The following is a 16,501-nucleotide window of genomic DNA, read 5'->3' as shown; positions in this document are numbered from 1 at the left end:
GGAAGGGGGTAGTCAGGAAACCGTTGGGAGGGCAAGAGGTCTGGGTGATTGCCCTCGGTTGTTAAGAATCTTACAATAAGGAGGCGCACGTCATGGCGGAGGAAACCAAATTCTGGCCCAAAACTATTTCCAGGCGTAAATTCTTAGCCTTGAGCGCCGCTGCCGCCGGTGGAGCGGCTGCCCTGCTGACCATGCCCCTGGGGAAAAGGGCGGGTGCAAATGCTAATGCGGCAACCGGGGATGACGGCGTAAAAATTGTTCCAACTTCCGGCGCCCATAACTGCGGCGGCCGTTGCATCGTCAAAGCCCATGTCAAAGACGGCGTGATCGTACGAATTACCACCGACGATGCTCCAGACACCGAAGACCTGCCGCAGCTGCGCGCCTGCCTCCGGTGTCGGTCCTACCGCAACCGTTTGTACCATCCCGATCGCCTGAAATATCCCATGAAGCGGGTCGGCAAACGGGGGGAGGGAAAATTTGAGCGCATTAGCTGGGATGAGGCCCTCACTATCATTGCTGAACATATCAAACGTGTCATGCAGGAGTATGGACCGGAAGCCATATATATACACTATGCTTCTGGTAACGCCGGGAAAACGGCAGAAAGGGTGTGGATGCAGCGCCTCCTGGGCCTGTACGGTGGTTATCTAAATTACTACGGTACCTATAGTACCGCCCAGACGCAGATGGCGACACCTTACACCTACGGCACCATCAGTACAGGCAACAGCCGGGAAGACTGGGTCAATTCCAAGTTGATTATCCTTTGGGGCTGGAATCCCGCTGAAACTATTCACGGCACCAACACCATCTATTACCTACGGCGGGCCAAGGATGCCGGTGCCAAGATAATTGTTATCGACCCGCGCTATACCGACACGGCCATTAACCTGGCCGACGAGTGGATCCCTATCCGGCCCACTACGGATAACGCCCTTATGGATGCCATGGCCTACGTAATGATAACGGAAAACCTGCACGATCAGGCTTTCCTGGACAAATACTGCCTCGGTTTCGACGAGGAGCACATGCCGCCGGGAATACCTCCGGGCAACTCCTATAAGAGCTATGTCTTAGGGCTGGGCGAAGATAAAACGCCCAAGACACCGGAATGGGCTGAGGCCATCACTGGGGTGCCCAAAGAGAAGATTATCCAGCTGGCGCGGGAGTACGCCACCATGAAACCGGCTGCTCTCATTCAGGGTTGGGGCCCCCAGCGGCAGGCCTATGGAGAACAGTTCGTCCGCGGAGGTACCGTCCTGGCGGCCATGACGGGCAACGTCGGTATTAGCGGCGGCTGGGCCTCGGGCGCCGGCTACCAGGCGCGGGGGCAGAAGGTCGGCAGCATTCCAGTAAACAATCCGTGCAAGGCCAGCATTTCCTGCTTTATCTGGCCGGACGCCATTAAGCGGGGCAAGGGTATGGGGGCCAAGGACGGGGTCCAAGGGGTAGAGCAATTATCGGCGAACATTAAGATAATCTTTAATCTGGCCGGCAATACGTTAATCAACCAGCATTCTGACTGCAACGGTACTGCCAAACTGCTCCAGGATGAAAGCCTCGTGGAGTTGATTGTGGTTAGCGAACATTTCATGACCCCCAGCGCCAAGTTTGCCGATGTCCTCCTACCGGCAGATAATCCCATGGAAAGGGATGACATAGTAACCCCATGGGGGTTCGGAGACTATGTCCTTTTTATAAACAAAGCAGTGGATACGGTTTTCGAGTGCCGCAACGGTTATGACTGGATTAGCGATCTGGCCGAGAAGCTGGGCATTAGGGAGCAGTTCACCGAAGGGAAGACACTGGAAGACTGGTTGCGCTATATCGTGGACGCAACCCGGAAAAACCATCCGGAGTTTCCCACCTACGAAGAGTTCAAACAAAAGGGTTATTATCGGTGGCAATATCCGGAACCGGCCATTGCCTTCAAAGAGCAGATAGAAGATCCCGACAACAATCCCTTCCCCACACCGTCGGGCAAGATTGAGATTTTCTCCGAACGTCTATGGAAAATGAACAATCCCGAGGAGATACCGGCTGTACCGAAATATATTCCTTCCTGGGAGGGACCCCAGGATCCCCTGCGGGAGAAATATCCCCTGCAGTGTATCACTCCCCATTATCGCCGCCGCTCTCATTCAACTTTTGACAACGTGCCGTGGCTGGAGGAAGCGGCTCCCCAGGTGGTATGGATTAACCCGATAGATGCTGAGGTCCGGGGTATAAAAGATGGGGACAAAGTAAAGGTGTTCAATGACCGGGGAGCTATGATCATCTGCGCCAAGGTTACCCCGCGGATTATGCCGGGGGTGGTTTCCGTACCCCAGGGCGCCTGGTGGACGCCTGATGCCGACGGCATCGATCAACGGGGCTGTGCCAATGTCATTACCAAGTACCATCCCAGTCCCCTAGCCTTCGGCAATCCCCAGCACACCAACCTGGTAGAGGTTGTCAAAGCTTAGGGATGGTGAAAAAAGGGCTAAGGGAACAAGGGTAGGCAAGCCCCGGGAAAAGAAGGAGAGGGGGCGACGGTATATTAGTATATTCCGTCCCGGGCGATAATGTGTTAGCCCAGAGCCCAAGAAAATCCCTGCCCGGTACTTGGGTGCCGGGCAGGGACGTTTTTCTTACTATTGAGGTCAACACGGCAAGGCGTATACCGTGAACCGGATCGTCCCGGCCTCAAAAAAGCCCGTATAATAAGTGGGATACGTGAATGTGGACGTCCCGGGGTAGGGCGAGACCCGCGGCCACTTCCCACCCCGGAAGGGACCGGACAGGCTGCATGGGGGCTATACCGCCGGAAAAGTTCGCGAATACGGCTGCGTTCATTCTTGCTTCCAATCTCTTCTAGGGGATTAACCTCGGTGAGCTTAGCAGCTATTTTTTGGATATTAGGGCAGGTGCTGCTGATTTTCACCCCGGCCTGCGTTACACCGCTGGCGGTTACTTCTACTTCCGTGATGAAACCGCAAATGCCCGCATCTATCTTAGCATAAGCCATCTTCCTGTACCCCCCGGCATTCAGTATAGGAAACCATATTCGAGAAATTTATATCGTCCTGCCCAAGTAAACGTCTTGGTCCAGCCCATGACGTTTAAGTGTTACTTTATAATACGTATGTTCAATAAACGGACTTGGTAGGGAGATGTACTTTAGGTGGGGCGGAGAAGGATGGTTAAGTATAAGTTAATGGCAAGGTGCGTTTAGGTTACGACCTCAAGGCGCATTCCAGGGTTGGCCTTTATTTTCCCCTGCTGCTTAGAAGTCTAACATGACGTAATAGCATCGGTTGGATTGGAACGTCTTTTTTTCGCGGGATGGTTCCTTAAGCGGAGGAATTATAGGCTTTCTCGTCGAATATACAACCCCGGAAGGGGTTGTAGCGACGATGTTTTTTAAAAAGGCGGTTACGTGTATTTTATGCACGGGGATTTTGGTGTTAACTAGCGTTCCGGCGGTGGCAGGGACGGCGCCGGCGCGTATTTATGTTAATAACAGGGAGGTAAGTATTCCGCCGGGTGACCAGGCGCCATTTATAGAGGGAGGCCGTACTTACGTCCCGCTGCGCATCATCGCCGAAAAACTGGGCGCATTAGTGGAATGGCGGCAGGATACGAGACAGGTGGTCATCACCTCTGGGGACGATAACTCATATGCGGTGCCGCCGCGTACCGGTAAGAATACAGATGTGGAGATAGTTGTGAACGGGGAAGCGCTTAATATTCCTCCTTCTTACGGCAAGGCCCGGATAACCGCCGCCGGCCGGACGGTGGTTCCCCTGCGGGCGGTGGGCGAGGCCCTGGGCTGTGAGGTACATTGGGTACAGGCAACGAGGGTGGTAGAAATAAAGTCGCTTACATTCAAGCTGCTGGAGGATCTGGCCGCTTACCGCTCCAACCTGCGCCTGCTGGACGGCAGAGTTGTGAATTCCTCCGAACTGCCTGCCATGGGGGAAGAGGCCTTTAGTCCCGCCCAAGTGCAGGAGTTTAAAAAGATGCTGGAACTCCTGGCCCCGTATAAACACGAAATCAAACTGCCGGGCGGAACCGTAATTAAGACGGCCGACCTGACCATTATGGGCGAACCGATACTTACGGCAGATGACCTCAAGGCCTGGATGGCCAAGGAGACGCCGCGTATTGCTGAGATGATGCGGCGGGAGGGACGGGAAATGTTGCCTATCCCCGATGAACTACCAGAGTTGTATATCAAGATCGGCAAGCAATACGGCGTGCGGGGCGACCTGGCCTTCGCCCAGGCGGTCAAGGAGACCCGCTACTTCCAGTTCACGGGTAGCGTAAAGGCCTTTCAGAATAACTACTGCGGCCTGTGGGCAACCAGCCAGCCCCTAACAGGACAGGAGTCCTTGAATGGGGCCGACCCGTCGGCCGTCAGCCTGCAGCCCGGCCTTTACGGCGCCACCTTTGCGTCCCCGGCCATCGGGGTGGAGGCTCATATCCAGCACCTCTATGCCTATGCTACCAAGGAGCCCCTGCCTCCGGGGAAAACCCTGTACGACCCGCGGTTCAATCTGGTCCAGCGAGGCTCGGCGCAAAGATGGGTAGAGCTCAACGCCCGCTGGGCGGTACCGGGAACCACTTACGGCCAGAGCATTATCCAGGATTACTGGCTAAGAGCGCTGTCCTCAAACCGATAAGACGACATAAACCCCGGCGGCACACCGGGGTTTATTCTTTTTAAAGCTACCGAGGGGCAGCCGGTTTTTCTAGGCGCCGAATAAGAGGGTTAATTTACTTTCGCCAGGTTCGGCCGAATATCCCAAGTAGTAGCGCGGAAATACTTAACCTTGAATGGAAGGATGTAAGCTTAGCCGGTTAGGTTGGGGTTGCCAACCGGCCAGAAGAAAGGCCTGCGGACCTTGGAGGAGATTCGCCCTAGAGAAAAGTCGATGGGGCAAGGCTATGAACGAAATAGAATTAACCAATTTGGATAAGGTTTTCTGGCCGGAAGAAGGGTTGACCAAATTTGACCTTATAAAGCACTATATCGATTTGGCTCCGGTGGTCCTTCCCTACCTCAAGGGTCGGCCGGTGATAATGAAGCGATACCCGGACGGAATAAAGGGGCAGGCCTTTTACCAGAGGGAATGCCCCGCCGGTGCCCCGCCCTGGGTGGAGACCGTAACCGTGCACCACCGCGAGAGCGGCAAGCGCGTTAACTATGTTTTGTGCAATAATCCGGAGACCCTGGCCTGGCTGGCCAACCTGGGGTGCATCGAGCTCCATGCCTGGCTTTCCCGGGCGGAGCACCTGGAGTATCCCGATATAGCTGTGATTGACCTGGACCCGGCAGAAGGAGCCACTTTCCGGGATGTCCTGGAAGTGGCCGTTCTTTTGCGCGGGGTTCTGAAAGAATTGGGGCTTACCGGTTATCCCAAGACTTCAGGAGCCAGGGGACTTCACGTTTTTATTCCCCTGGCACCCAGGTGGACTTTTTCCGAGGTGACGGCGGCCGTGGGCGCTTTGGCCGGCATGATGGCCGAGATATATCCGGCCAAGGTAACCATTGCCCATGAAATAGCCAGGCGCAGGGGTAAAGTATATTTCGACTACAGACAGAATGCCCGGGGCCGCTCCATGGCCTTTCCGTACAGCCTGCGGCCTCTGCCCGGGGCTCCGGTGTCCGCACCACTGACCTGGGAGGAGGTAGAAGAGGGGAGAATAGTCCCCCAGGATTTTAACATCCACACCATCTGCAGCCGCCTCCAGGAGCGGGGGGATCTTTACCGGGGTTTACTCGAGGGCCGCAACGACCTTACCTCCCTTCTGGAGGCGGCCCGGGTTTTAGTGTCCCCTTGAAGAGCGGCTTTTCCACGTTGGCAAGGATGAAGTGTTTACCCTCGATGTATCCACTATTTTGATAAGGGTGATTTAGGTAAGCGAGCGACTTGACCTGAGCGGAAGGCAGTCTTTTGCGAAATTGAGGACGGAGGCGGGGCCGAGGCTATGGACGGCGAGGCCAGCTCCTGAGGTACGGAAGCCAAATGAGTCGGGGACCCCGCCGGAGGCTGAAAATTGAGCACAAGTATTAGTCCGCGAGGCTCACGGGGCGAGCGGGAGTTAAATCACGCCCCGCTAAAAAGTAGGGATGCGCCAGGTGTTTACCTAGGTGCGGGTGGAAACTTTGAGCAGCGGTTAACGGAGCGGCAGGGCGGTTTCCGCCCGAGGTCCCCGGAGCCGGCGGCAGGTATTACAGGGGGTATGGGGAGACATACTACATTTGAAAAAACCGGGGTGTCCGGGAATAAGGGTTGGAGTGAAGGGTGTGCGTCCGCTCTGGAAGGGAGCTATAAGCTTCGGCCTGGTTTACATACCGGTAAAGCTGTACAGGGCTACCGAAAGCAACGGTGTAAAGTTTAACTACCTGCACGCCAAGTGCAAAACCCCTATCAGATACCGGAGGTACTGCCCTTACTGCCAGGTAGAGGTGCCCCTGGAGGAGATTGTGCGGGGATATGAGTACGAAAAGGGGAAGTACGTTGTTTTGCGGGAAGAAGACCTGGAAGATCTGCCCCGGGAAGCTACCAGAACTATTAACCTCCTCGACTTCGTGGACCTCCGGGAGATAGACCCTGTCTACTTTGACCGCTCTTATTACCTGACACCCGCCGACGGGGGGCAAAAGGCCTATGCCTTACTGTGGGAGGCTCTAAAGGCGACGGGGAAAATAGGCATTGCCAAGGTCGCCTTAAGAAATAAAACCTCCCTGGCCGCCGTAAGGGTGTATGATAAGAGCCTTATGCTGAATACCATGATCTACCCCGAAGAACTGCGTTCGGTAGGGGAACTCGCGGAGCTTAAATATGAGGTGCGCCTGGAGACCAAAGAGGTCGAAATGGCGGTTACCCTGATTAACACCCTGACGGCGGAATTCCGGCCGGAAAAGTACACCGACGAGTACCGCCAGGCTCTGAGAAAGTTGGTAGAGGCTAAGATAGCAGGGCAAGAGGTGGAGGTCCCGGCCCGGCCCGAGGCCCACAAAGTGGTGGACCTTATGGAGGCCCTTAAAGCCAGTATTGAGATGGTGCAAAAAGAGGAAAAGGCCGGTGCCCGGCGCCGGCGAAAGACCTCATGACACCGGGCCATACAGGGCTGCCGCTTTACAGGCTCCGGCCCATGCTGGCCGTATCCAGCGAACCCTTTGACTCGCCCGACTTTATATATGAAATAAAGTGGGACGGCTACCGCTGTCTGGCTTATATTGACGGGAAAACCATCCTTCAATCACGCAACCTGCAGGATCTCACCCGTTCCTTCCCGGATCTGTCCTACTTTCACCATTCAGTTAAGGGTCAGCCGTTGGTACTGGACGGAGAAATAATAGTTTTGGACGATACGGGTCGCCCTTCCTTTAATTTCCTTAAGGCTCGGGGAAATCTAATTGACGAGTGGAAGGTGCGCAGGGCGGCCGCGCGGGCGCCCGCCCTGTTGGTGGTCTTCGATGTTCTGTATTACCGCGGTCAAGATGTTATGGCCAGGCCCTTGGAGGTGCGCAAAGGCTGGCTTCAGGAAGCGGTGCGGCCTACGGATAACCTCATAATATCCGGCTTTATCAGCACCTATGGGACCAGGTTTTTCGAGTCCTGCCTCGAGCAGGGTTTGGAAGGGGTTATGGCCAAGGAGAAGGGGAGCCCTTACCTTCCGGGCCGTCGCTCTAGTTACTGGCGAAAGTTCAGGCGTACCCGGGAGGGGCAATTCCTCATTCTGGGGTACCAGCCGGGGACCGGCCGCCGCGAGTTGGGTGCCCTTCTGCTGGGTGAATACCTGGATGGCCGGCTGGTGTACCGGGGAAAGGTGGGCACCGGCTTCGACCGGGAGGAAGAGAGGCATCTCCTGGCGGAGCTGGAAAAACTGCCCTCGCTTCTGCCCCATCAGGTAGAAGGGCTGGCGGGTATCAGGGGGGTCCGGTGGGTGGAACCCCGTCTGGTGTGCAAAGTGGAGTATCTGGAGGAGACGCCGGAGGGCCGCCTCCGCCATCCCAGCTATCGGGGATTATGCTAGTTTTTCTTCTGGGCCGGGTTTCGGGCGAAGGGAAAAGGTAACCATATAAATCTTTCTATCTGCCTGGCAAGGATGAACGGCAGCGGTACCGGGAGGGTAATCCCGGTTTTTCCTTCTTGAACCGGGTTTGGCCCAAGGGAATGCCCCTTAGAAAAGGTGTCCCCCTGCGGCCCTAGACCTCCTCCCTTTTTTACTGCTTTTGCTCTCTTCATTATGCCTAAATGATCGTCTCGCCTTTAACGGCCCTGGGGCTGTCCCGTAGGGCCGCCCTTCTAGTCGCCCCTTATGCAACAGAGGCTATTGAACATACGGAGCTCTTCTCCGGCAGGCGGCGCCGGAACCATGGGTGATAATTCCTGCAGATCCCCTTATGCAAATATGTTAGAGTTAAAGTGCTCACGAATGTCGATCTATGCAGAAGATACTGCCAGCATGGGGGTATTTTGTCATGAAAAGGGTCTTATTGTTTTTATTCTCGGCCGTACTTGCTAGTCTCCTTGCTGCTTGTTCTTATATTCCTCCTGTCCAAAATAATCCGCCAATAAGCGAAGGACACCCTCCAGAGGTTATAGAGGAAGTCAAGGAGGAAGAAGAAGAGATTGATCTCCCAGAAGAAGAGGAGATTAAGGAATCGGAGGAAGAAGAGGATGAGCCGCCAAGGCCAGTGGAGACACCTGGGCAGGACAACGTGTCTGCTAAGTCCCTCAGCTTCTGGTACCAGCTTAAGGCCGGCAGGGTGAATACAGCCCCGGAAATAGAACAGCTCCTGGCCGAGTATGAAGGTATTTTTGTCGGGCCGCCTCAGAAGACGGTTTATTTGACTTTCGACCTGGGGTATGAAGCCGGCTTTACCCCCAAGATTCTGGATACCCTACAACAGCAAGGCGTCAAAGCAGCCTTTTTCGTCACCGGTAGCTTCGTGAAGAACCAGCCCCAGCTGGTAAAGAGGATAGCCTCCGAAGGTCACCTCATCGGCAATCATACCGAGTCGCATCCCGACCTGAGTCAACTTTCCCCCAGTGAAATTCTCCACGAGTTGAAGGCTGTTGATGGCCTGCTGGCTGCTTTGGGATTACCGTCTACCGAGTTTTTCCGGCCACCTCAGGGGGTTTTAAGTGAGGTGGTCTTGAAAACGGCCGGCGACCACGGCTACCGCGCGGTCTTGTGGAGCTTTGCCTATCGCGATTGGCTGACCGACAACCAACCGGAGCCGGAATTGGCCAAGAAGACTATCCTGGCAGGCGCGGTGCCCGGATCCGTGCTCCTGCTCCATGCGGTGAGCCGCAGTAACTCGGAGGTGCTCGGTGAGGTAATAGAGGAATTAAAGAGCAGAGGTTACTCCTTTGGCTCTTTGAATGACCTGTAAAAGCGACGGTCTTGATCATAGGGCAGCACGCGCACCATGGACGGCAAAGAAGTAAAGCTTAAAACCTACGAGCCCTTCCACGGTGAGGGGTCCATAGCCGATATACCCATAAGGCATTACGAACATGCAGTGGAAACCGTAGGCGAAGAAGTAGCCCTCCATTAGGAGGGCGATTTTTGTTGTGCGCCCGGCATGGGCGTTAACTTGGTGGTGAAAGTCCGCTGCAGGCGAGGCAGCACAGTCTGCTAGCCAAAGGCAAGGGTGCCTACCGCGAGGTAGGATTCGAAGGAAGCCGGAGGCAAAGCCACGGCCCGATGAACAAGAACCCCATAGGAGGCTAGACCGTTCGGATGAGCTGGCAACACACAGCGAAATCCCAGGCTGCCAAGGGGCGGTAGAGTAGATGGGGCGGGCGCGGGGCGAAGGTTAACGCTCTTACCCGGGGAGGCCTGCCGGATAAGCCAGGGAAAGCTGGCAACCCGTGTCGGAAGGCACGGCTGAACCGGCAGGAGTCAGCAGAGGGCATAGTACCCAGGGGGTCATGAACACCAGGGGAAGGCCCGAACATCAAGTCAGAGGTGAAACCGATGCGTTCGCGAGAAGGACGAAGACAGCAGAAAACCCCGCAAGGGGCCTGTCCGCGGGAGGAAGTGGTGAAGCCACGGGGGACCGCGGGAGGGCCGAGTTCTTCTCCGGCACAAAGCGGAACGTCACCTCGCGGAGGCCAAGGTAGCGGCCTGATGGAGCAGGTGGTGGAAAGGAGCAACATGCTGGCCGCGTTAAAGCGGGTAGAGCGGAACGGAGGCGCGCCCGGCGTGGACGGCATCCCGGCCGAAGGGTTGCGGGACCAAATACGCGTTTGACAAGGCCGCGCATCCGGGGAGAACTGCTCGCGGGAACCTACAGACCAAAGCCCGTGCGCCGGGTCGAAATCCCGAAACCCGGGGGAGGCAAACGGAAGCTGGGGATACCCACAGTGATGGACCGCCTGATCCAGCAGGCCCTCCTGCAGGTATTGACGCCCATCTTCGAACCGCAGTTTTCAGAAGGCAGTTTCGGGTTTCGACCCGGAAGGAGAGCCCACGACGCGGTAAAGAAGGCGCGGCAGTACGTAGAAGAAGGATACGAATGGGCTGTGGACCTGGACATCGAGAAATACTTCGACCGGGTAAACCACGACATACTCATGGCCCGAGTGGCCCGAAAAGTAACGGATAAGAGGGTACTCATCCTTATCCGCCGTTATCTCCAGGCAGGCGTCATGGTAAACGGAATAGTCATAGAGACGGCAGAAGGGACGCCGCAGGGTGGACCTTTAAGCCCGTTACTGGCCAACATCCTCCTGGACGACCTGGACAAAGAACTGGAAAAGAGGGGCCACAAATTCGTCCGTTACGCCGACGACTGCAACATCTACGTCAAAAGCAAACGAGCGGGAGAAAGGGTCATGGCAAGTATCCGCAACTTCCTGCAGGAGCGGTTGAAGCTCAAGATTAATGAGCAAAAGAGCGCGGTAGACCGACCGTGGAAACTGAAATTCCTGGGGTTCAGCATGCACAAACGCAAGACAGGAGAAATTCTTATCCGCCTGGCGCCTCAGACCATCGAGCGGGTGAAAGGGAAAATTCGGGAGATAACTGCCCGGAATAAACCCGTGAGTATGGCCGAGCGTATAGAGCGTCTCAACGCCTACTTGGGCGGGTGGATAGGATACTTTGCCCTGGCCGAAACGCCCAGCGTCTTTGAGGAGATAGAAGGCTGGATGCGGAGGAGGCTACGCATGTGTCTCTGGAAGCAGTGGAAGCGAGTACGGACAAGATACCGCGAACTGCGTGCACTGGGGCTACCAGAGTGGGTAGTACATCAATTTGCCAATGCTCGCAAAGGGCCATGGCGGATGGCCCATGGGCCAATGAATAGAGCCCTGGGCAATGCCTATTGGCAGTCCCAGGGCCTCATGAGCTTAACCGACCGCTATTCTTGTCTTCGTCAAGCTTGATGAACCGCCGGATGCGGACCCGCATGTCCGGTGGTGTGAGAGGACGGGGGCTAGCCGCCCCCTCCTACTCGATTATTATGGGAGGTGGTTTCCCTCGCGCTCGAGTTTGCCACTCACGCCTGGCTGCAGGAAGTGGAAAGACAGAAGGAGGCGAAGGTGGAGAATGTTTGGGCCCTGGCCCGGGCTGTGAAAAAATATGGGAAATATCCGTTAGAGTTAAATTAATGTTCCTTTGACCAGGGGCTTTCGCCCCTGGTCACAACTCTAAAAAAGTGAGCTGATGACCTATGATGACACTTGACAGCGTATTTTCGTATTTTAGCTGATTCTCCGGCAGAAGTGGTATTTTCGGGGGCTAATTTCGATGAAATGCTAACTTATCCACCCTTTTTCGAGAAATATATCATGCCTTACCTTCAAAATCTATCCAGTTTACTTCATGAAAAAGGTAAGCTTCTTTTGTGCCATTGTGACGGGGAAAATCAGGGATTATTAAACCTTTTAGCTGAAAGCGGGATGGACATAGCGGAGGCCATATGTCCTCAACCTATGACCAAATGTACAATTCCTGAGATCAAGAAAGCCTTTAAGGATAAAGTGACTATTTTTGGTGGGGTACCTTCGGTGGCGCTAGAGGAAGAGAGTATGACCGATGAAGAATTTGAGATCTTTATGCGTAGGCTTTTTAAAGAGATAGCACCAGGTTACCGGTTTATCCTCGGTGTAGCCGATACTGTACCGGCTAACGCCAAATTTTCTCGTATTAAAAGAATCGGTGAGATGGTAAACGAGTGGGGAACGCTTCTGGGAGCCTAGAAAGGATCCCTGTTTTGCTTCGGAGGTGCTCTATTTTTGCAGCTAGTAAGATATATTATTGCCTGCGAGGTTTTGCGCTACGAGCTAGAAAGCTTAGGGGTAAACTTAAAAGAAGTTACTTTTTTAAAGCAAGGTTTACACCGGACACCGGATTTACTCCGGGTTACGGTGCAGGAAAATATCGAACGAATGGAAAAAGAAGGATTTAATAGTACTATTATTCTTGGTTATGGCTTATGTGGCAATGGTATAACCGGTTTGCAGACCCGCCGCTGTCGTCTGGTGATTCCTAAGGCTGACGACTGCATCGGGTTGCTTTTAGGATCTCGTGCGGCCCATGAAAGGGATAAAGAGAAGGGCAATGCTTATTATTTAAGCCGAGGTTGGATAGAATTCGGTTCCGACCCCTACAAAGAATACCAGCGATGTGTTCCCCTTTACGGAGGCGAGACGGCCAGGTGGATTTTAAAAGAGATGCTTAAAGGGTATACCCGCGTGGCCTTCATCGATACAGGGCAAAGCCAGGGTGTAGAGGACCGGCAGTATACCCGGGCATTTGCTGCTTTCTGTAATTTGCATTATGATGAATTGCAAGGTGATTTAAGGTGGCTAGAGCGTCTCATAAATTTGCAATTAGATGGAGAGGATTTCCTAGAGGTATTCCCGGGTCGAGCGGTAGATCCGGAAGAATTTAGAACAGGTAACTATTGGTAACTATGGTGAGCCCTTCTGCCAGTGGACCTTTCAAGGCCTGTGGAGTGTGTTTATTACGGCCTTTGGGAGCTGGTATAATCAGCGCGATACATACTTGGTGCCTCGGCGTAGTCTGGTCCTCATGGGGTTGACGACTACCACTTGTGCCCCGCGCTCGCTTAAGCAACGGAGGAACCGCCTGACGGTGTTATCCGATAGGCTCTATGACGCCCGGCGGAAGGCGGACTATGCAGACCTGGTCAACTTCGAGGCAAGAGTGATGTTGCTCCCTGGTTTGACGAAGTTAAATACTTAATTCGCCAAATTGAATATCTTATAGCAGAAGAAGTCAGCAATCGCACTTATCCGATACTGCCCGGTGGATACCAGCCGGGCGTTATGCTTATATGGGCACCACTCAGGAGGGCCTGCACGTGCAGGCCTTCCTGATTCTAGTGGGAGGAGCGACGCCAAAGGTGCTCCTCCCTTTAAATGCAGGTTAAGCGCCCCGGGGGCGCCCTCCCACATGCCAGGTAAAGCCTTTGGTGCTTCGACCTTTGTCAACCAGGCCGCAATATAGTACCAGCCTCATGAAGCCCACCGTTTTGTAGAGGCAGCGTATGTGAAGAGGATGCCGAAATAAGCGCGGCGGAGGTTTACTTCATTGGAATAACCAGGCTTTCTTGGTCCGGTTTTCTTATTTTGCATATTTTGATTCCTCTTTGGCAGCCTATAAACAGGGGGGTGGCGTTGTGGGCGATCTACAAGCACAGTATAATATAAAAGAAGAAAGAGATCACGTTGTTTATACCCGTAAATATGGTGATATTACGGTAGAAAACAAATTTCCCCGCGATGCTACAGATGCCGATAAGAGACTAGAGACATTCCGCTACCTTGCAGCACAAATGATTTGGGCCAAACTGGAGGAATAGACCTTGCGGGCAGCCGCTCTATACCGGGTGAGCACGAAAAAGCAAGTTAAGACCGAAGAAGACAGTATCCCTGTCCAGCAACATTTACTGCGGGAGTACGCGGCCGAGCGCGGCTGGGAACTTGTTGCTGAATATATAGAGCCAGGGGTATCGGCTTATAAGCTATCTTCAATAGACAGGGATATTTTACAGGATGCCCTCCGCGAGGCCGAAGCCGGTAAGTATGACGTGCTACTTGTGTTCAAGGCCGATCGCCTTAGCCGCAATAGCTTCGAGTACCCGATGGTACTGTGGCGGCTTTACCGCGCAGGGGTGGAGGTTATTGCGGTGGCCGATGCCCCTGGGGGTCGGAAGCTTAACGTGGACGACCAGATGGAAAAGCTCCTCCGCTTTATCGAGGGGTGGCAGGCGGAAACCGAAAGCAAGAACACCTCAATTCGCGTTTCCCAGGCGATGCTCGATCTGGCCCGGCAGGGTAAATGGAGCGGGGGCAGACCGCCTTATGGGTTCCGGCTGTCTTCTCGCAAGAACGGTTTGCCTTTGGAGATAGACCTGGTGGAAGCCGATGTTCTAAAAGAGATGGTGCGCCTTTACCTGGAAGAAGGCGTGGGAAGCAAGAAGATCGCGGAGATACTCAATAGCCGGGGCTTAAGGACGAGGGAAGGGAAGCTGTGGCGCGACGGGCGAGTAAGGGATGTACTGCAAAACCCCATTATAGCTGGACTACCGGCCTACAACCGTACCAGGCCCGGCAATACTCCTACCTCCCGGTGTCGAGTGAAAGACCGGTATGACCTTAATAATCCGGAGATAATTATTCCCAGGGATGAAGACGGCAATCCCAGGCCCATTGAGGAGTATGTTATAATCCCCCTAGAAACCTGGCTTAAAGTAATGCAGAAGATGAAAGCTTCCGCCCGGAACGAGGAGCCTGATGCCAGGGCCCTAGATGGCCCGGCGCTACTTACCGGCTTCCTTAAGTGCGGGTACTGCGGGCGGGGCTTTATCTCGAGCAGGAGCAACAGGGCTAAAATAACCAAGCCTAATGGGAAGACTTACATCTACGAGCGCGCTTACTACCGCTGTATTACTCACGCCAGAATAGGCAAGGAATTTTGTCCCGGCCAGGGAAGTTACTCCCAGAGAAAGATAGATACCATTTTCCTAAATGAGCTCCGGATGTTCCTATCCAACCTCGACCTGGGTAACCTGGAGGCCTATATCGACAGCCGCCAACAGTTAACGGTTATGAGGCTTAATAAGGAGATAAGACACCTCGAAGCCGAGCTCGAAAAGGCCAAGCGGCGGCTCAAGAACTGGGTGGAACGTTTAAACCAATATTTTTCCGATCCTGCCGGAAGCCTTTACAGTGAGGAACTCATGGCGGCCGAGATAAAAAGGGCCCAGGAGGAGATAGCCGACCTGGAAAAGAAGGTAGCCGCGACTAGGGCGGAATTGAGGGCCTGCACTTACGAGCGGGAAAAACTTCAGGAATTCGCCAGGTTGGCGCCCCGGTGGTTTGACATTTTTATCACGGCTCCTGTACCGGTGCAGAAGAGGATGCTGGCCCAGATTATTGACAAGGTTACCCTCTGGAAGGATAGACTAGAGATAAGCTACCGCGTGGACCTCACCGAGTTCGCCCGCCTGGCCGGAGGTGAAGGAGAGGGTACGGTGGAACTCCGGGTGGCAGTGTCCCTGTAGGTCGGCATTGGTAGAACGGCAAAATCAATATCCGACAACGGAGTTTGTAGCTCTGTCCCGTAGGAGCCATAGATAAAAAAGCGAGGGCATCCCCCTGACTGCGGATGAAATCCGTCAATTTTTTAAACTGCTGAGGGGAAAGAGTGATTTTCTCCAGTTTACGGTTCAGTCTAGCCATAACTATCCTTCCATTAATGGAAATTACTTTCTTTTTATTTTTTTACCAGTTAGTTACTACTGCGTCGAGTGTAAGGCGTCTCTATGTTAATAGCTGTGGAATTCCGGTTGGTAGCTACTTGGGGTCGATGGGGGTGCCCATCGCTGTCGCCGCCAACCGCTCCTTTATTGCGGAAACCGCTACCATGACGGTGCACCCCATCCGGCTGACGGGCCTGGTAATCGGTGTGCCCCAGACCTACGAATATCTGGATAAGATGCAGGACCGGGTGGTGCGCTTCGTCACTGAGCATTCCAGAATCTCCGAAGAGAAATTCCGTGAGTTGATGTTCCGCACAGGGGAGCTGGCCAGGGATATTGGTACGGTTCTGGTTGGGAGGGATGCCGTCGAAGTGGGGCTCATAGATGAAGTGGGAGGATTGTCCCAGGCGGTAAATCACTTGAAGACCCTGATAGCCGAAGGTGCTCCGGGTCCGGGAGGTCTCCACTAATGGTAATCTATACTCCCATGATACCGGAATTGATCTGGGAGGGAGCTGACGGGTTCCGGCCCAGCTTCCAGGAGATACAGGTGGGAAGGTTGACCTTGCTGGTAGAACCCCTGGGCTTCCAGCAGGCGCGGGTTGTGCGCCTGTTGAGCACCGACCCTGCCGATTACCTTTACAGCCCCTACCAGCCTGGCCGGGTGGTGAGTTTCGTTCCCGGCCGTGTCACGGACCCCTGGAAGGAGTGAGTACGACAAGGAATTTTTTCCCCCGTGTAGAAATAGTACCTGCTGGG

Annotated in this window: 14 protein-coding genes and 2 pseudogenes; 14 read left to right on the top strand and 2 right to left on the bottom strand. The window is 54.3% G+C overall.

The window, feature by feature from the left end:
• Window positions 1–92 precede the first annotated feature (92 nt).
• The gene (locus TAMC210_RS10710; protein ID WP_173298807.1) at window positions 93–2,468 is read left to right on the top strand and encodes a DMSO/selenate family reductase complex A subunit; all 2,376 of its coding nucleotides are present in this window, start codon (window positions 93–95) and stop codon (window positions 2,466–2,468) included.
• 104 nt (window positions 2,469–2,572) lie between these two features.
• Here the strand turns inward: TAMC210_RS10710 and TAMC210_RS13970 are convergent, their stop codons facing one another.
• Window positions 2,573–3,010: a DUF6951 family protein gene (locus TAMC210_RS13970; RefSeq protein ID WP_373996451.1), complete on the bottom strand. Its 438-nt coding sequence runs from the start codon at window positions 3,008–3,010 to the stop codon at window positions 2,573–2,575.
• A gap of 388 nt (window positions 3,011–3,398) precedes the next feature.
• Here TAMC210_RS13970 and TAMC210_RS10705 point away from each other — a divergent pair, with 388 nt between their 5' ends.
• The 11 genes and pseudogenes from TAMC210_RS10705 (at window position 3,399) to TAMC210_RS10660 (ending at window position 15,544) form a co-directional block, all read left to right on the top strand.
• Window positions 3,399–4,667, top strand: coding sequence for a stalk domain-containing protein (locus TAMC210_RS10705; protein WP_173298806.1), 1,269 nt, complete (start codon window positions 3,399–3,401; stop codon window positions 4,665–4,667).
• A 265-nt stretch (window positions 4,668–4,932) separates the two neighbouring features.
• Window positions 4,933–5,829, top strand: a complete 897-nt coding sequence (ligD, locus tag TAMC210_RS10700; RefSeq protein ID WP_173298805.1) for a non-homologous end-joining DNA ligase — start codon at window positions 4,933–4,935, stop codon at window positions 5,827–5,829.
• Window positions 5,830–6,295: 466 nt separating this feature from the next.
• Window positions 6,296–7,105 (top strand): Ku protein, encoded by an 810-nt coding sequence (locus TAMC210_RS10695; protein WP_173298804.1) that lies wholly within the window; start codon window positions 6,296–6,298, stop codon window positions 7,103–7,105.
• Between the two features lie 41 nt (window positions 7,106–7,146).
• On the top strand, window positions 7,147–8,031 hold the full coding sequence (gene ligD, locus TAMC210_RS10690) for a non-homologous end-joining DNA ligase (RefSeq protein ID WP_254388643.1): 885 nt from the start codon (window positions 7,147–7,149) through the stop codon (window positions 8,029–8,031).
• Between the two features lie 448 nt (window positions 8,032–8,479).
• Window positions 8,480–9,397, top strand: coding sequence for a polysaccharide deacetylase family protein (locus TAMC210_RS10685; RefSeq protein WP_173298802.1), 918 nt, complete (start codon window positions 8,480–8,482; stop codon window positions 9,395–9,397).
• A gap of 36 nt (window positions 9,398–9,433) precedes the next feature.
• A complete protein-coding gene (locus TAMC210_RS13690; protein ID WP_256366494.1) occupies window positions 9,434–9,562 on the top strand; it encodes a hypothetical protein in 129 nt (42 codons plus the stop codon).
• Between the two features lie 575 nt (window positions 9,563–10,137).
• Window positions 10,138–11,396 (top strand): annotated as a pseudogene (gene ltrA, locus TAMC210_RS10680) (group II intron reverse transcriptase/maturase).
• A gap of 297 nt (window positions 11,397–11,693) precedes the next feature.
• Window positions 11,694–12,212: a uroporphyrinogen decarboxylase family protein gene (locus TAMC210_RS10675; protein ID WP_173298801.1), complete on the top strand. Its 519-nt coding sequence runs from the start codon at window positions 11,694–11,696 to the stop codon at window positions 12,210–12,212.
• 72 nt (window positions 12,213–12,284) lie between these two features.
• Window positions 12,285–12,926, top strand: coding sequence for a DUF1638 domain-containing protein (locus tag TAMC210_RS10670; protein ID WP_173298800.1), 642 nt, complete (start codon window positions 12,285–12,287; stop codon window positions 12,924–12,926).
• Between the two features lie 731 nt (window positions 12,927–13,657).
• Window positions 13,658–13,840, top strand: a complete 183-nt coding sequence (locus TAMC210_RS10665) for a hypothetical protein (RefSeq protein WP_173298799.1) — start codon at window positions 13,658–13,660, stop codon at window positions 13,838–13,840.
• A gap of 3 nt (window positions 13,841–13,843) precedes the next feature.
• The gene (locus TAMC210_RS10660) at window positions 13,844–15,544 is read left to right on the top strand and encodes a recombinase family protein (RefSeq protein WP_173298798.1); all 1,701 of its coding nucleotides are present in this window, start codon (window positions 13,844–13,846) and stop codon (window positions 15,542–15,544) included.
• Here the strand turns inward: TAMC210_RS10660 and TAMC210_RS13965 are convergent.
• Window positions 15,457–15,663 carry a nucleotidyltransferase domain-containing protein gene (locus TAMC210_RS13965; RefSeq protein ID WP_373996453.1) on the bottom strand — a complete coding sequence of 69 codons (207 nt, stop codon included), beginning with the start codon at window positions 15,661–15,663 and terminating at the stop codon, window positions 15,457–15,459. The genes TAMC210_RS10660 and TAMC210_RS13965 overlap by 88 nt on opposite strands.
• A 183-nt stretch (window positions 15,664–15,846) precedes the next feature.
• On the opposite strand from TAMC210_RS13965, the pseudogene TAMC210_RS10655 reads away from it, so the two are divergent.
• Window positions 15,847–16,212, top strand: a pseudogene (locus TAMC210_RS10655) (ClpP family protease); the annotation flags it as partial.
• Window positions 16,212–16,454, top strand: coding sequence for a YlzJ-like family protein (locus TAMC210_RS10650; RefSeq protein ID WP_173298797.1), 243 nt, complete (start codon window positions 16,212–16,214; stop codon window positions 16,452–16,454). The pseudogene TAMC210_RS10655 and the gene TAMC210_RS10650, both read left to right, overlap by 1 nt.
• The last annotated feature ends 47 nt before the right edge of the window (window positions 16,455–16,501 follow it).

The sequence above is a fragment of the Thermanaeromonas sp. C210 genome (genome assembly GCF_013167955.1).
Taxonomy (GTDB): Bacteria; Bacillota; DSM-521; order Neomoorellales; family Neomoorellaceae; genus UBA12545.
Note: the sequence above shows the minus strand (reverse complement) of the source record. Positions and strands in the feature narration are given on the sequence as shown.

Excerpts from the sequence above, each read along its gene's own strand:
- TAMC210_RS10710 (WP_173298807.1), top strand. The coding sequence starts at position 93 with ATGGCGGAGGAAACCAAATTCTGGCCCAAAACTATTTCCAGGCGTAAA.
- TAMC210_RS13970 (WP_373996451.1), bottom strand. The coding sequence starts at position 3,010 with ATGGCTTATGCTAAGATAGATGCGGGCATTTGCGGTTTCATCACGGAA.
- TAMC210_RS10705 (WP_173298806.1), top strand. The coding sequence starts at position 3,399 with ATGTTTTTTAAAAAGGCGGTTACGTGTATTTTATGCACGGGGATTTTG.
- ligD (WP_173298805.1), top strand. The coding sequence starts at position 4,933 with ATGAACGAAATAGAATTAACCAATTTGGATAAGGTTTTCTGGCCGGAA.
- ligD (WP_254388643.1), top strand. The coding sequence starts at position 7,147 with ATGCTGGCCGTATCCAGCGAACCCTTTGACTCGCCCGACTTTATATAT.
- TAMC210_RS10685 (WP_173298802.1), top strand. The coding sequence starts at position 8,480 with ATGAAAAGGGTCTTATTGTTTTTATTCTCGGCCGTACTTGCTAGTCTC.
- TAMC210_RS13690 (WP_256366494.1), top strand. The coding sequence starts at position 9,434 with ATGGACGGCAAAGAAGTAAAGCTTAAAACCTACGAGCCCTTCCACGGT.
- TAMC210_RS10650 (WP_173298797.1), top strand. The coding sequence starts at position 16,212 with ATGGTAATCTATACTCCCATGATACCGGAATTGATCTGGGAGGGAGCT.